This is a genomic window from Flavobacterium sp. ACAM 123 (assembly GCF_000264055.1).
GTDB lineage: Bacteria > Bacteroidota > Bacteroidia > Flavobacteriales > Flavobacteriaceae > Flavobacterium.
The window spans coordinates 31,480-46,966 of the sequence record NZ_AJXL01000018.1; the positions used below are offsets into that span (position 1 = coordinate 31,480).

General features: G+C 36.1%; 13 protein-coding genes. 10 read left to right on the forward strand and 3 right to left on the reverse strand.

All coding sequences use genetic code 11. The annotated features are described in order from the left end of the window. The first annotated feature begins 443 nt into the window (after positions 1-443). The 4 genes from A3SG_RS22885 (at position 444) to A3SG_RS0104965 (ending at position 5,198) form a co-directional block, all read left to right on the forward strand. The gene (locus A3SG_RS22885) at positions 444-1,871 is read left to right on the forward strand and encodes a carboxypeptidase-like regulatory domain-containing protein (RefSeq protein WP_016988918.1); all 1,428 of its coding nucleotides are present in this window, start codon (positions 444-446) and stop codon (positions 1,869-1,871) included. Positions 1,872-1,922: 51 nt separating this feature from the next. Then, positions 1,923-3,281 (forward strand): hypothetical protein, encoded by a 1,359-nt coding sequence (locus A3SG_RS22890; RefSeq protein WP_316945178.1) that lies wholly within the window; start codon positions 1,923-1,925, stop codon positions 3,279-3,281. Positions 3,282-3,299: 18 nt separating this feature from the next. Beyond that, positions 3,300-4,652: a DUF5689 domain-containing protein gene (locus A3SG_RS0104960; protein WP_016988920.1), complete on the forward strand. Its 1,353-nt coding sequence runs from the start codon at positions 3,300-3,302 to the stop codon at positions 4,650-4,652. A gap of 84 nt (positions 4,653-4,736) precedes the next feature. Continuing rightward, positions 4,737-5,198 carry an FKBP-type peptidyl-prolyl cis-trans isomerase gene (locus A3SG_RS0104965; protein ID WP_016988921.1) on the forward strand — a complete coding sequence of 154 codons (462 nt, stop codon included), beginning with the start codon at positions 4,737-4,739 and terminating at the stop codon, positions 5,196-5,198. Between the two features lie 201 nt (positions 5,199-5,399). Here A3SG_RS0104965 and A3SG_RS0104970 read toward each other — a convergent pair whose 3' ends face one another. The 3 genes from A3SG_RS0104970 to A3SG_RS21100 all read right to left on the reverse strand — a co-directional run bounded on the left by A3SG_RS0104970 (position 5,400) and on the right by A3SG_RS21100 (position 9,425). Then, positions 5,400-7,517, reverse strand: coding sequence for a glycoside hydrolase family 97 protein (locus tag A3SG_RS0104970; RefSeq protein ID WP_016988922.1), 2,118 nt, complete (start codon positions 7,515-7,517; stop codon positions 5,400-5,402). Between the two features lie 272 nt (positions 7,518-7,789). Then, positions 7,790-8,743: a DUF6377 domain-containing protein gene (locus A3SG_RS21095; RefSeq protein WP_157485305.1), complete on the reverse strand. Its 954-nt coding sequence runs from the start codon at positions 8,741-8,743 to the stop codon at positions 7,790-7,792. Continuing rightward, the gene (locus A3SG_RS21100) at positions 8,661-9,425 is read right to left on the reverse strand and encodes a hypothetical protein (protein WP_157485307.1); all 765 of its coding nucleotides are present in this window, start codon (positions 9,423-9,425) and stop codon (positions 8,661-8,663) included. Before A3SG_RS21100 ends, A3SG_RS21095 begins: the two co-directional genes overlap by 83 nt. Before the next feature lie 266 nt (positions 9,426-9,691). On the opposite strand from A3SG_RS21100, the gene hflX reads away from it, so the two are divergent. The 6 genes from hflX to A3SG_RS22225 all read left to right on the forward strand — a co-directional run bounded on the left by hflX (position 9,692) and on the right by A3SG_RS22225 (position 15,263). Continuing rightward, complete coding sequence (gene hflX / locus A3SG_RS0104980) at positions 9,692-10,942, forward strand: GTPase HflX (protein WP_016988923.1); 1,251 nt, start codon at positions 9,692-9,694, stop codon at positions 10,940-10,942. Between the two features lie 502 nt (positions 10,943-11,444). Beyond that, on the forward strand, positions 11,445-12,893 hold the full coding sequence (locus A3SG_RS0104985; RefSeq protein ID WP_016988924.1) for a hypothetical protein: 1,449 nt from the start codon (positions 11,445-11,447) through the stop codon (positions 12,891-12,893). A gap of 13 nt (positions 12,894-12,906) precedes the next feature. After that, entirely contained in the window at positions 12,907-13,227 is a 321-nt protein-coding gene (locus A3SG_RS0104990; RefSeq protein WP_016988925.1) for a hypothetical protein, read from the forward strand. A 19-nt stretch (positions 13,228-13,246) separates the two neighbouring features. Further along, the gene (locus A3SG_RS0104995) at positions 13,247-13,507 is read left to right on the forward strand and encodes a hypothetical protein (protein WP_157485309.1); all 261 of its coding nucleotides are present in this window, start codon (positions 13,247-13,249) and stop codon (positions 13,505-13,507) included. A gap of 530 nt (positions 13,508-14,037) precedes the next feature. Beyond that, positions 14,038-14,592: a hypothetical protein gene (locus tag A3SG_RS0105000; RefSeq protein ID WP_016988927.1), complete on the forward strand. Its 555-nt coding sequence runs from the start codon at positions 14,038-14,040 to the stop codon at positions 14,590-14,592. A 308-nt stretch (positions 14,593-14,900) separates the two neighbouring features. Further along, positions 14,901-15,263, forward strand: a complete 363-nt coding sequence (locus A3SG_RS22225) for a hypothetical protein (RefSeq protein WP_050979820.1) — start codon at positions 14,901-14,903, stop codon at positions 15,261-15,263. The last annotated feature ends 224 nt before the right edge of the window (positions 15,264-15,487 follow it).

A 15,487-nucleotide genomic window follows, 5' to 3' on the forward strand; every position in this document is an offset into this window, starting at 1 on the left:
TTGTGGAGTTCGTGATTACTTCGTAGATTTCCCTAGCCAGCATCGCATCAAAAATTGTAGATAACCAGGGTTTTCAGCAAACGCAACTGATAAGGGAAGTGTCTCGTATTCGTCTCTTTATATAGGTATTAGTGTTAAATTAACATTAATAAATATTATTTAATTAAATATTAACAATACAATTAAATTTTAATTACATTTACGAGTTGAAAAAAGAATATAACTATTCTTTTGGTTTTTAAATACCACTTTAGAACCGCTTTCAAATTAGTCCTTTTGGTTTTAAACCAAATTTTCCAAAAACACTTTTCTTTTATTGCCGATGCCTTATCCTGATTTGGATAATTTTTTGTGTTCTGTAGTAAAACCAATCCTATTTTATTTAAAAGATAAAGTCCTCAAATCGGTTGGGGATTTATTACAGTCATAAAGAAAATAGATTTATGAAAAAAGCGGGGCTAGTGTTTTTTATTGTTTTACAAATGGGGTTTGCTTTCGCACAAAACAAAACGGGAGTTTCAGGGATAGTATTGGATGCCAAAACCCAGCGGCCTTTAGCTTATGTAGTTGTTTCTATTCAAAACACGAATGTCATGCAGCTGACCGCCATAGACGGAAAATTCAATTTTGACGACTTAATTGTGGGTGATCAATTGTTACTTTTTCACAGTCAAGGCTACAAGGATGCGCTGTTTCCGGTAATAATTGAGGCAGGACAACGACTCGACTTAGGAACGATAATGCTCGAAGAAGATGAGATTTTAGATCAGCAAAGGAGTTTAATTCGGCTTTTCGAAAATGAGTTAACTGATGACAATAGCGGTTCAGAGAGTACTTCAGGATTGTTACAGTCTTCTAGAGATGCTTTTCAACAAGCCGCCGCTTTCAATTGGGGTCAGGCACGTTTCCGGATTCGGGGATTGGATAGTGAAAATGCGATGACTATGATTAATGGGGTTTCCATGAATAAATCTTATGATGGCAGGCCGCAGTGGGGCAATTGGGGCGGACTTAACGACGCCATCCGAAATCAGGAATTTACTATTGGTACTGCCCCTTCTGATTATACTTTTGGCGGAATATTAGGGACTCAGGAGATCAATACCCGCGCTTCTATTTATAGAACAGGAACAAGAATTACGGTATCGGGAACTAACACTAATTATAGAGGGCGCATCATGGGCATCTTTGCGTCCGGAATGAATAGCAGTGGTTGGGCCTTCGTAGTTTCGGCAGGAAAAAGATATGCAGATGAAGGCTATTTTGAAGGAACGACTTACGATGGTAATTCTCTCTTTTTGAGTGTCGAAAAGAAATTAAACGACAATCATTTCCTTAATTTCACTGGGTTCTACACCCCAAACAGCCGAGGGAAGAATTCACCAAACAGTACAGAAGTAACTGAATTGACCGGTGAAACCTACAATTCCTATTGGGGATATCAGGACGGGAAGAAAAGAAACGCCAGAGTAAAAACAATCGAAGAACCCATCTTGATGCTCAATCATTATTTTAAGATCAATGATCACAGCAATCTTAATTCTAGTGTGATGTTTCAGCTTGGCAAAATAGGCAACAGCAACCTTGATTATCAAAATGCCAACAGCCCAGACCCCACTTATTTTAGAAAATTACCCAGTTATTATAGCTCCATGTACGGCAAAGACGAGGGAGAATATTCGGGTGCTTTTATGCCGGATAATGAAAATGCCGAAAAGAGTAGCATTCAGTTTTTAGCAAATCCTCAAATTGATTGGAATTCCCTGTATCGGGCCAACCAAAATCCGGTAGTGGATTCCAATGGCAATATTACGGGCTATGAAGCAGCTAAAAGTCACTATGTTTTATACGAAGACCGGACAGACGATTAAACGGTGGTGGCTTCTTCCAATTTTAGTACGCAAATAAATGAAAATCTTATTATGAATGCGGGAGGGTCGTTGCGGAATTTGAAATCGCATAATTACCAACTCCTTTTGGATCTGTTAGGTGGTGCCTATTTTGAGGATATCGATGGTTTCTATGGTGGAAATCAGGCTGAATCTGATTTGAATAATCCAAATAGGCAGGTTGTTGTAGGGGACGCCTATGGATATAATTACAAGTATACAGCCACTGTTTTTGATGCATTTACACAGTTTAAATTTTCTTATGATAAAATTGATTTCTATTTGGCACAATCCTTCTCTAATACGAATTACCAAAGAGAGGGTCTGTATAAAAATGGCATCTACGAAACGATTTCCTTCGGTAAAAGAGAGAAAGTACCCTTTGAGAATTTTGGTTTTAAAGGGGGAGTTCTATTTAAAATCTCAGGCAAGCAATCATTGAATTTCAATGGTGCGCATTTGTCTAAAGCACCCACAATCCGTAATACCTTCCCAAATGCACGATTGAATAATTCTATAGTAGACGGGTTACAAAGTGAAGCTTTAAACAGCCTCGATGCGACCTATGTTTTTCGTTCACCAAAACTAAAAGCGCGATTGACGGCTTATTATTCGACAATAAAAGAAGCTACTAAAACTTCCTTTTTTTATGCAGAAGGCATTTTTGACAATGGCGCAGGATATACAAATACGAATGCTTTCGTCAGCCAAACGCTGACTCATTTAGACCGAAAGAATATCGGTGCAGAATTCAGTTTTGAATACCAAATTACTAGTACGCTAAAAGGAAGTTTATCAGCAGGATACGGCCAGTTTACCTACGACAGTAATCCTACTGTGAGTATCAATAACGATGCTGTAGCTACTGTTGAAAATACAAATCCGTCATTCGATTTTGGAACAGCGCTTCTAAAAAATTACAAACAGGCAGGCATGCCGCAACAGGCTTACGGTTTAGGAGTAGACTACCGAGACCCTAAATATTGGTGGGTAGGAATCAATATTAATTACTTGGCAGACAGCTATATTGATATTTCACCAATTGTAAGGACGGCTGGTTTTTATACTAATCCCGCTAGTGGGTTTCCATTCCCGGAAGCCACAGAAGAAAGAGCGAGAGAGTTATTGAAACAGGAAAAATTTGATCCGGCGGTATTACTTAATCTTATAGGCGGTAAATCGTGGCGAATCAAAGGAAAAAATCTAGGGCTCTTCGCGAGCGTCAATAATGTGCTCGCCAGCAACTATAAAACGGGTGGCTACGAGCAAGCGAGAAATGCTAACTTCAGACAACTCAATCAGGATGTTTCTAGTGGAACTCCCTCTTTTGGGAACAAATATTTTTATGGTTATGGAAGAACCTATTTCGTTAACCTCTACTTTAATTTTTAAATATTAAAAATCCATCTTATGAAATCTACTTTCTATAGCTTCCTTTTTTTGACGGTATTTATCGCTATTTTCTTTAGCTGTGCAAATGATGCGACAGAGATACCCCAACTGCGTTGTACGCAGCCAGATTTTGCCACAAATAAGACGGTAGTGGAAATTCGTACCAATGCGGGCGCAATTGTCACACAATACACCTACGATGATATCATTGAAGCGTATGTGGTTTCTAGTGATGAAGCCGGCAATTTTTTTAAAGCTATTTCTTTACAGACTTTAGGAACAACCACCACTCCTGCAGTAGGGTTTAGCGTACCTGTAGATGCTAGTAATACTTACGTTGATTTTAGAGTAGGAAATAAAGTATATGTAAAACTAAAAAATCAGTACACGGATATCAACTACGGAAGTCTTCGTATCGGGGGGATTTATGTCAATTCCTATAACGAAGGTGCAGTGGGTCGACTTTCACAGAACGATTATAAAAATGTGCTTAATGCATCCTGTACTACTTTAGGGGACGATGTTTTGGTTCGGCGACTGACGATTTCAGATTTGGTTTTCGATGCCAATTTAAATACTTTAGTCGAATTGTCTGATGTTCAGTTTACCGAGATGGCAATTGGCCGGCACTATTTTGAAGAGACCAATAACGTGGGTGGAGCGACTAACTGGAGCTTGATCGATAAATTTGGGAATCAGGTGCTTTTTAGAACGAGCAGTTATGCTGATTTTGCTCAAAAGATGGTTCCCGGTGGCAACGGAAAGGTGAGAGGGGTTTTGACCAAATTCGGTTCGGATTATCAGTTGCTGGCCCGCTCCGAAAAAGATGTGGTGATGACTGCGCCAAGAACAGTTCCTTTTTTCTCTCAAGATTTCCAAGCGGTGGTCGATAAAACTAATTTGAGTCTTCCTGGATGGGCAAATATTGTTCAGACTGGCAGAACCTTCTGGAAAGGGACTGTGTATTCTGGTAATGGATACGCAGAGTTCAATACTACGGGAGCTAAAGTGCTGTCTAATATCGCTTGGTTGATTTCGCCAAAAATTGATATGGATATACACACTGATGAAATACTGACTTTTAGAACCGCCCAACATCATCTTGATGTGGATTCTCCGTTAAATTCGCTGGAAGTATTTGTTTCCACTAATTTTGACGGGTTGAATGTTGCTAAGGCAACTTGGACATCACTCAATGTGATTTTACCTAAACAAGCCACGCCTTGGTATCAGTTTGTGGGTTCTGGCGGTGTCGACTTATCTTCTTACACGGGGAAAATCAATATCGCTTTTAGGTATACTGGTTCTGGAAGGAATCTAGCTTTGGATGGTGCTTTTCAAGTAGATGATGTGCAGGTTTTTGGGAAGTAAATTGCTTATGAGACAATAAAAGATATGCGATTTATGTAGCGTGTAATTTTACTATATTTGCAGCTCTATTAATAAAATTAAATTATGAAATCTATTTTAGTATTACTTGTTTCTTTACTATTTATTTCTTGTCTATCAGATACAGAAAAACAAACAAATACTGATTACACAGTTCAAAATGAAAAAGAAATTGTCGACTATATTGCGGCAAACAAATTAATTGCGCAAAAAAGCAGCACGGGTTTGTATTATGTGATTAACGAAGCTGGATCTGGAGCTCAACCTACAGCATCATCTAATGTAACGGTAGCTTACAAAGGATATTATACTAATGGAACTGTGTTTGATCAAAGTAATTCCAGCGGAATTACATTTCCATTACAAGGTGTTATAAAAGGTTGGACCGAAGGGATTCCTTATTTTAAAGTTGGGGGTAGTGGAATGCTATTAGTACCAGCCCATTTAGGATATGGAAGCAGTGATAGCAATGGGATTCCAGGTGGCTCAGTGCTCGTTTTTGATGTTAAATTAATCTCCGTAAACTAATACGACTACAATTTTAGTAGCTAATTTCTAGTTTATACCGATTGTTTTATAATAAAAGAGGCTGTCTAATTTTAGACAGCCTCTTTGTATTTTATATCAAACGAATTTATATTTTAGTCCAAATCATTTTGGTATAATGCCGTTGTAATATGAAAAAAGTATAATGTAATTGGACTAAATTGAATATACAATCGGTATTAATTACTTTTTAATTTCAATGATGCTAACGGCATAACCTCCGCCTGGCGCACTCAATTGAGATAGTTTTGACTTGTTAGTCACCACTACTTTACGAATGACATAGGCTTGCGGATTTGTTTTATAATGTGCCTCTTTCGCATCGGCATAGATAGTTGCGGTGTATTTCTTTCCTTTCTCTAAGAAGTCAAATTTAATATTTGACGTACGAGGTGTTTCACCATTTACATTCCCTATAAACCAGTTGCTGGTTCCTTTCGCTTTACGAGCGACGGTTATGTATTGTCCTGGCTCTGCTTCTAGATAGTTACTTTCTGACCAATCGATTGCTACGTCTTTTATGAATTGAAAAGCATCCAAAAAGCGATTGTAGTTCTCCGGTAAATCGGCCGCCATTTGTAGCGGACTGTACATTGTCACATATAAAGCCAATTGGTTTGCTATCGTGCTGTTTACATGCGAATGATTGTCTGGATTTAATTTGCTCAAATCCATTTCGAAAATCCCCGGCGTATAATCCATTGGACCTCCGATTAATCGGGTAAAAGGCAATAGGGTAACATGGTTGGGTTTAGAACCACCAAAAGATTGGTACTCTGTTCCTCTAGCGGATTCATTCCCAATTAAGTTGGGATACGTTCTAGATATTCCAGTAGGGCGAACGGCCTCATGCGCATTCACCATAATTTTATATTCGGCGGCTTTCTCTAATGCATATTGGTAATGGTTTACAACCCATTGATTGTAATGATTTTCCCCTTGTGGCAAAATATTACCTACATAACCACTTTTTACGGCATCATATCCATTGTCTTTCATAAATTGATACGCTTTATCCATGTGGCGTTCGTAGTTGCGAACCGATCCTGAAGTTTCATGGTGCATTATCATTTTAACTCCTTTAGATTTGGCATACGCTTGGATTCCTTTTACATCAAAATCTGGGTAAGGCGTTACGAAGTCAAAAACATAGTCTTTAGAATGACCAAACCAGTCTTCCCATCCTTCATTCCATCCTTCTACTAAAACACCACCAAAACCATGTTCAGCAGCAAAATCAATATATTTCTTGACATTTTTTGTAGTTGCTCCATGCGTGCCATTCGGTTTTGCTTTTGAAAAATCAGTCACTCCTAATTGAACAGCAGGATAATCATTCGTATACGACCAAGAACTTTTCCCGGTAATCATTTCCCACCAAACACCAACATATTTGACTGGTTTAATCCAAGAGCTGTCCTCAATTTTACAAGGCTCGTTTAAGTTCAATGTCATTTTTGAAGCCAAAATATCTCGGGCATCATCGCTTACCATGATAGTACGCCAAGGAGAAGTATTTGGCGCTTGCATATATCCTTTGTCTCCTATTGCATCTGGAGTTAACCAAGATTCAAAAATCATATTTTTATCATCTAAATTCAAATGCATACAAGAATAATTAATCAATGCAGCTTCGTGTAGGTTGATGTACAATCCATCCGATGTTTTCATCATTAATGAAGTCTGCACTCCCGTCGTTGAAAACGAAGTTTGGGATACATTGGCTGTTTTTGCTTTTTCACTTAACCCTCTAATTTCAGATAATTTGGAAGTAGTAAAATCATATTCTTGGGTGTCGTAATCTCCAGGGATCCAAAAAGCGGTATGATCCCCTGCCATCGCAAATTGAGTTCTTTCTTCTTTGATGACAAAATAGCTAAGATTTTTTTGAGATGGAAACTCATAACGGAAACCGAGGCCTTCGTCAAACAAACGAAAACGAATTAGGATTTGTCTGTCTGTTCCTTTTTGGTTTAAAGTCACAGCTAGTTCATTGTAATGATTGCGTATCTCGGCAACTTCACCCCAAACTGGTTTCCAGCTTTCATCAAAAGTAGCCGTTTTTGTGTCCACTACCGTAAAGTCATTTAGCAATGATTTTGCATCATTTTTAAGCGATAAACCTAGCTTACTGGTTTTTATAACTTCCCTGTTTTTATATTGTAAGGCATAGGTAGGCGTTCCGTCATTTTGCAACGAAAAGTCCATTGTAAAGGCTTCATTCGGTGATTTTAACTGTTGCGCATGGGCACCACTGAATAAGGCAAGCCAGATAAGGGAAGTGAAAATTAAATGTTTCATTTTTTGGAATAAATTAAAGATTACTATTTTTTGGGCGTAGTATATTTTTTGTTCTTACGTAACTTCGAGATAGTAAATATATGCTCTTTATGCCTTGAATGTTTTTGTGATTTTTAAAAAGTAGATTGCATAATGTCTTTAAACAATTAAATATCTGACAGACAAATATTTATAATTATTTTGTAATGAAAAAAAGTAATGTATTTTTAATCTAAAAAGGGAACAATCAGACTGTTTTAACGATCAAATGTACTTTTAGTATTAAGGTTTCGTTATTTTATACCCGTTCCTATTCGCATGACATTAGCCTCGAATTCCTCGCGAGGACCGTTTGATTTGTTTTTGATTTGGGATCGATAATTATAAATAGTAGATACAGAGTAGCGAAGAAAAATAGCAATTTTAGCGCTGTCCTTAATACCCAAACGAATCAGTGCCACAATTCTTAATTCGGTGTTCAGAAACTCTCCTTCTTTCAGTTGAGTCAATTCAGTATCTATAAGCAACCCTTCAAATTCGTTGATAAAGTCAGGAAATAGCAGTAAAAAGGTTTTGTCAAAATTAGTGTAAAACTCTTTTAATTCGGCTTCAATAAACTGTTTTGATTTAATGGCGCTGATGAGGTTATTCATTTTACCGGCGGTTGCCATCACATTCAGTTTTCGGCGATAACCTTCTAATTTCCCAATATAATCCGAACATTGATCCATGTATTTACCAATGTAAATCTCTTTTACAAGGTTGGCTTCCGTAAGCGTACTGTTCGTCTCCTTTAGTTTTAAATTAATGGCTTGTAAGGCAATATTTAGTTCTAACAATTGTGAATTTGCATTGTTCAGATCCTTTTGAGCAATCTTCAATTTTTTCATTTGCTTGAAAAGCAGAATCAGTACAATTAACAAAATAACAGTCAATAGACTTACACTTACTAGAAATAACCAAAGTTGTTTTTGATTCTTCTGATTCTGATGTTCATACGCTTCACTGATGATGGGCATCATTTTAGATATCTCGTAGGTTCTTAAACGCGCGTTACAAAAGAGCGCATCTTCTAGAGAGCGCTGTATGTAGTTGTAAGCCCTGTCGATATCGCCTTCTTCATATAATAAAAAGGCTAGATTCCGGAGTGAAATATTTTCTTTTTTAGCCAATTTCAAATCGGAAATAGCAGAGATGGCCAACCATCTTTTTTCCGCTTCCCTGTCTTTTTTTTGTATGATAAGCATGAGAAATGATGTAGGCAAAAACGGCTCTATCTGGATCAGAAAGAGAAATAGTGGGGAACACAGCAAGCAACCGTCGTAGTGATCGGTCTTCTTGTCCTTTTTCTATTAATAGTTCCGCTTGAATAATGAGGTGTTGCCGCGACTGTTTGGGTAAATATTGTAGTGATGAATCGCGATATTTTTGTGTTAATTTGGCATATTTTTCTTTTTCATAAACGGAGGTAGCATAATCATACATGTAGCCATATAGCGCGCGGTTCACAACATAGTAAGATCCTTTTATTTCTGGAGAACGGTTCCCGGGGTTTTTAGCAAGAATATCGGTAGCCTCTTTGTACATACCTAAAGTAGCCATTATGGAAGCGAGGTTCAATGCCGCTTGATTACTTTTGTTTATATCGTTCCCATTGATTGCAATTTGCCTGCTTTTTCGGGCAAAAATCAAGGCGGAATCTGATTTATACACCCGGTACTCTTCATATAGTTGACCATAAATCTCCTGTTTTTGAAGGTCGCTCATAGCGGGCCTTAAAAGCTGTTTAAGGGAGTCAATTGTATTTTCTTTTTGGTTGGAATAGAATTGATGATTCCTGATTGTTTGATCTAATTCTTGCAATAAAGACGACTGGTTTTCTTGAGCCGCAAGTAATACAGGAAAAAGTAGAATAAAAAAGAATGGCAAAAATCGATGCATTAAAGGCTAGTTGAATTTGGGTAAAATTAAATAAAAATACAAAGGAATTCGTGATTCTGATGGCTAAATATAGAATAGAAGTATTAGTTGGTAACCACAGTGAAATAACAATTAGTTAAGCTTACTCTTGCAGCAGTAGTATTTAGGTTCTTAAACCAGTATATGCTATCATTTTTCACGGGTTTCGGTTTTTATAAAGGCATATATTCTGAATATAGCGCGCAAATCATTAAATTTGTAACTTATTCAATTATATGTTAGAAAAAGAAGTATTAAATTTCGAAAAAACAGCCATTGTTGGGATTGTAACTCAAAATCAAAGTGAAGAGAAGCTTAAAGAATATCTTGACGAATTAGAGTTTCTAACCTTTACAGCAGGTGGAGAAGTAGTTAAGCGTTTTTCGCAAAAAATGGAACGACCAAATCCTAAAACATTTGTCGGGACGGGAAAAATAGAAGAAATTCATCAATATGTAAAAGAGAATGCAATTTCAACATTAATTTTTGATGATGAATTGACGCCTTCACAGCAAAAAAATATTTCCAAAGTTATAGTGGAATGCAAAATTCTGGATAGAACACACCTTATCTTAGATATATTTGCGCAAAGAGCAGAGACTTCTTATGCTAGAACTCAAGTAGAATTGGCGCAATGCCAATATCTTTTACCTCGACTTTCTGGTATGTGGACTCACTTAGAACGACAAAAAGGAGGAATCGGTATGCGTGGTCCTGGTGAAACAGAAATTGAAACAGACAGACGTATCGTAAGAGATAGGATTTCCTTATTGAAAGATAAAATCAAAGCGATTGACAAACAAATGGGCACACAGCGCGGTAATCGTGGGGCTATGGTTCGAGTGGCTTTGGTGGGATATACTAATGTTGGAAAATCAACCTTGATGAATGCCATAGGGAAAAGTGATGTTTTTGTTGAAAACAAGCTTTTCGCCACCTTGGACACTACAGTTAGAAAAGTAGTGATTAAAAACCTGCCTTTTTTGCTTTCTGACACGGTAGGTTTCATTCGAAAATTACCTACACAACTAGTAGATTCTTTTAAAAGTACGCTAGATGAGGTTCGTGAGGCTGATCTATTGTTGCATGTTGTTGATATTTCACATCCTGAATTTGAAGATCATATTGCCTCGGTAAATCAAACGTTAATGGATATCAAAGCAAGTGACAAACCGGTTATTATGGTTTTTAATAAAATTGATGCCTATTCCCATTTGACGATTGATGATGATGATTTAATGACCGAAAAAACACCAAGACACAATACACTTCAAGAGTGGAAGTCCACTTGGATGAGTCGAGTAGGTGAGGATAATGCTTTGTTCATTTCGGCAACAAACAAAGAAAATTTTGAAGAATTAAGAGAACGTTTGTATGAGGTGGTAAGACAAATTCATATTACCCGTTTTCCGTATAATAAGTTTTTGTATCCGGATTATAAAGACGCGGTCGAGAAAGAAGATAAAGAAGAAACCGAAGAAGAATAAGCAATTTCTTTTAGTATAAAACACAAAGTCCCTTTTGAATTTCAAAAGGGATTTTTTTTGGGCATGTCCCAGCTTCCACTACGTTACAGCTGCGTCGCGCTGTACGTTGCAATCTTTTATTCCGCTGCGCTGCATAAAAGGATTTCCACTACCATCCCTCATGCGAGGCTTGTATGACTTATTTATAGCTAGTTTTTTAGTATTGTTTCAGATATCAAAGGATATCTACTTTAATGACTTCAAGTCGTACTTGTGGTTCAATTTCCAGTCTCTTCTAGTAGGATTGTTGTTACCAATTGCGCATCACATGACTCCTAAATCTAGTTTTCATTAAATAAGGCTCAACTATAAATTAACAAAAAAACGGCACTTGTAGTTTTATTAAGAATGGTTTTTTTATATTAGCGAGTGTAATACAATCGAATCTGCTAACTTACAACCAATTAATGATGAATAAAAAACGACTTACCCCCCCCATTACTTAGGAATTTTATTGACTCTCTTGTTCATAAGTGCAAGTTGTTCTATTGAAGAGTCTATTCCTAAAGATACTGCAGCCATCAAATACCAACCCATAGCTACTAATGAAGCGGCTAACTTTTTTAGTGGGTCTACACCTAAATCAATAAGTAGCAAAACGGCCAATAATCTAAATCTAATTATTGATAATACATCATTGAGTTTTCAATCCATAGAAAACACAGATGTGCAAATACCTGTTTTCAAGGCTACTACTAAAAATGCAAACATTATAAGTGAAGTATTTTTGGTTAAGGTTAAAGATACTATTCTTCCCTTTTTGCTAAACAGAATACCTGATGAACAAGGCCAAAGCGAACAATTCTCAGGAACCATTAGCATTACAGAGTTAAATGGGCATTTTGTAAATGGTTATAGAATTGTAAATGGTATTTTTGTGTCTCAATTTGTTAGAAACAGGTTAGCATCAAAAAACAGCCGAACCTCGAGAATGATGACAGAACCTGAAATAGGTTGCGATGAAAGTTTAGATCCCTTTAGCATATTTTGTAGTCAACAACTAAGCTCAGTTTCAATCACCTCACCAAAGACGAGCACTTTCAGTTTTGGCCCTAGAGGTATTGACGCTTCTGGTTGGAATATTTCAGCCCCATACAGCGGCGGTTCTACTGGCGATGGAGGTGGTTATGGTGGTTATGGAGGGACTGATGGTCTTGGAAACCAAAATGTGTTTCCATGCGATGACCCTATTCATGGTTGTGACCATGAATACGTTGATGATGTTGCGGCCGCCATTGAAGATAGAATAAATGATACATTACTTGATGCTTGTACGAAAGGAATTCTAGCTAAATTGAAAAATCTAACCCAAAATGATATTGCGAGTATTTTCGAAAAATTTGGAACTCCAAAGGACAGCGCATATAATATAACTATTAAATTAGGCATACCTTATCGTTCAGATGCACTCGCAGAGACTGTACCAATTAGCAAAAATAATTATCTCATAACAATAAGTGAGGAATATATTAAAGGAGCGTCTCATAATCTTATTAAACCTACAGATCTATCAATAGCTGCAGTAATAATTCACGAGCTAATACACGCTCATTTTCTTGCTTTATTTGACGATTTTCACAATAATGGGGATTTTTGTGCATACGAAAGTTTTGTTTGTCTATATGAGAAATACGTAACAAAGAATTATGAAGGAACAATTGATGCTCAACACGGACAAATGTTCGACAATTATATTCCTAAAATAGCGGCAATTTTGCAGGAGTTTAAGCCTGGTTCATCCTCGCAATTTTATGAAGACCTTGCAATGTCAACTATGTATGGTTTACAATATTTTGACGACAAATATCCTAAAGGTAGTGAAGGCAGAACTAGAATAGAAAATAATCGTATTGCTGAAGACAGCAATACTCCTAGAGGGGAGGCAACTCCAAAAGGAACTCCGTGTAAATAAAATAACGTAAACTATGAAAAATATAATCTATTTAATTTTTAGCGTTTTATTACTCTCTTGCTCCTCTTCCAAAATAGAAAAGCAGGTTTTAAACGATTTTATAAATGAACAATTTGTAAAAACCCCCTATATTAGGGTTGTGGTAAAACAACCAATCAGCCGCATGTTGCCTTTAGAGTTTTACGAAAAAGCCTATCAAGACAGAAATATTCGTTTGGGAGATATGATAAGAATCCGTCCAGACTCAAACCCTCCTTTCGAGTGGCCTATTGATACTTTAGAGATAAAAAAGTTAAAGGAAAAATATAAAAATGACACCGTTAATGAATTATAGGAAAAAAAGAGATTTTTATATGGCAAAATTAGAGTTAACTGATGCAAAAACTATACGCAAAAATGGAAGTCCACTTTTCGAGAAATATTTTGGGAATAATGGGTTAGAAATATCGAAGCCAGTAGTAACTACAAACAATAAATATGCATTTTTGTTTTTTCGTGCTTTTACTGTTGGAATTTATTTTGGGCATTCTACACATAGTGCCATATTAATGGAAAACATAGACAATAAGTGGAAAACTATTGAAACTTATTCGGAATTTGACAAATTTTATTAAAAGATGCTTTGGATTACGAGTTATTCTTTATAAGTATCGATCATACACAAACCCCTCATAAAATCTTCTGGTATAAATATTTAATCCCTAATTATAAGATTATTACAACCCCGATTGACTCTTTTGTCTTCTTGTTTTGGGGCTTGCTTGCAGTGAGTACCTACCTCATTTAAAAATACAAAGCGTAACGTTTGCAACGCGGATAATTAGTGCTAAAAAGTAAGTAGTTACTCGTTGCAAACTAGCACCAGAGGAAAATTATCGATCTAATTAATGAAAGTAAAAATGATCCGAATGAGAAAAGATGTGATTAATTTTTTTTGTGCTTTTACCTGTTTGTTTTGTTTTGGTCAAAATGATAAAAAGACCCTTCTAGCACTCGTTTGTCCACGTTATTTGGTGCTCGTCACAGACGAGCACCTACTTAAATTGAAAGACAAATCGTAGCGTTTGCAACGCGGATAGTTAAAACAAGAGTGCTTATAAACAAATAATTAAGAATTTCTTAAAATCAATATATTATAGAAAAAATGTCTGAGAAATATAAAGTCATCGATAGTGCAGTACCAACATTTATTACTATAACAGTTGTAGACTGGGCAGATTTATTTGTACGACCCAATTATTGTAACATTTTAGATGAATCCTTAAATTATTGCATCAAGGAAAAGGGATTGAGCGTGCATGCTTATGTATATATGACTAGTCATTTTCGTTTAATTGTAACGGCATTTGACGGAGAGTTACAAAATATTATTCGGGATTTTAAAAAATTTACATCAAAAAAACTGATAGAAGCTATAAAAGAAAATCCTGAGAGCAGGCGAGAATGGCTTTTGCGTAAATTTAGTTCCGAAGCTCAAAAATTAGGAAGAGCTAAAAATTATAAAGTTTGGCAAGATTGTTTTCATCCAGTAATATTAGATACTTTAGAAAAAATAGAGCAGCGTGTAAACTACATACATTATAATCCAGTTGAAGCAGAAATCGTTTTTCATGAGAGAGATTATGTAAACAGCAGTTATAGGAACTTTGAAGAAGACAATACTGTTTTTTGTAATGTAAATGCTGAACCTTTGTGGTAATCTGTTTATATTAGTCGCGTTGCAAACGCTTTATCTAGTTCACATTTTTAAGTAGGTACTCTTCACAGACGAGCACCAGAGGAGGTTTGCAACGCGGATAGTTAAAACGGGAATTAAAGATTATGTAAACAGCAGTTATAGAAACTATGAAGAAGACAATACTTTTTTTGTAGTGTAAATGCTGAACCACTGTGGTAATCTGTTTATATTAGCCGCGTTGCAAACGCTTTATCTAGTTCACATATGTAAGTAGGTACTCGTCACAGACGAGCATCAGAGAGGTACATTATGTGCAAAATAATTTTACTATGAAACAATTACGAATAATAACGGTTATAATTTCTTTTTTGATGCTTTCTTGTGCCGCGCCCTATATGCATAATTATGAGCCCATAAAAGCTTTTTTGGAAACAGAAAAAGTAGATAAAAACAAATTTCTTTTTCTTCAAAGAGATAAAATAAGTAATATTCAAACTTTACGTGTTTTTAATGGTGCCGAAGGCCCTGATTACAATGGCCCATTAGACGGAACCGATGAGTTATTCAATTCGAAACAATGGAAAAAAGTATATAAAAAATATGCAAAAAATACGATTATAAAGTATTGGAAAAAAGAAGATTTTGACGAATATAATTTTACCCTTGAGAATAGCAAATTGATATTTAGTTAGGCTTTTGACAAGAAATATCCTAACGATTTTCTCAATATTGATATAATATTTTTAACGGAGCCTTTGTATTATCATAATAAAAAATACGTTTTGTTTTATTATGATAAAGACTTTAGATATGGTAGTAACTATCCCCGCGTGATTGTGATGAAGAAAGAAAATAAAAAATGGGTTGTCGTCAGAACCATATTAGAGTATATAAGTAATGGTTAAAATTTAATGTT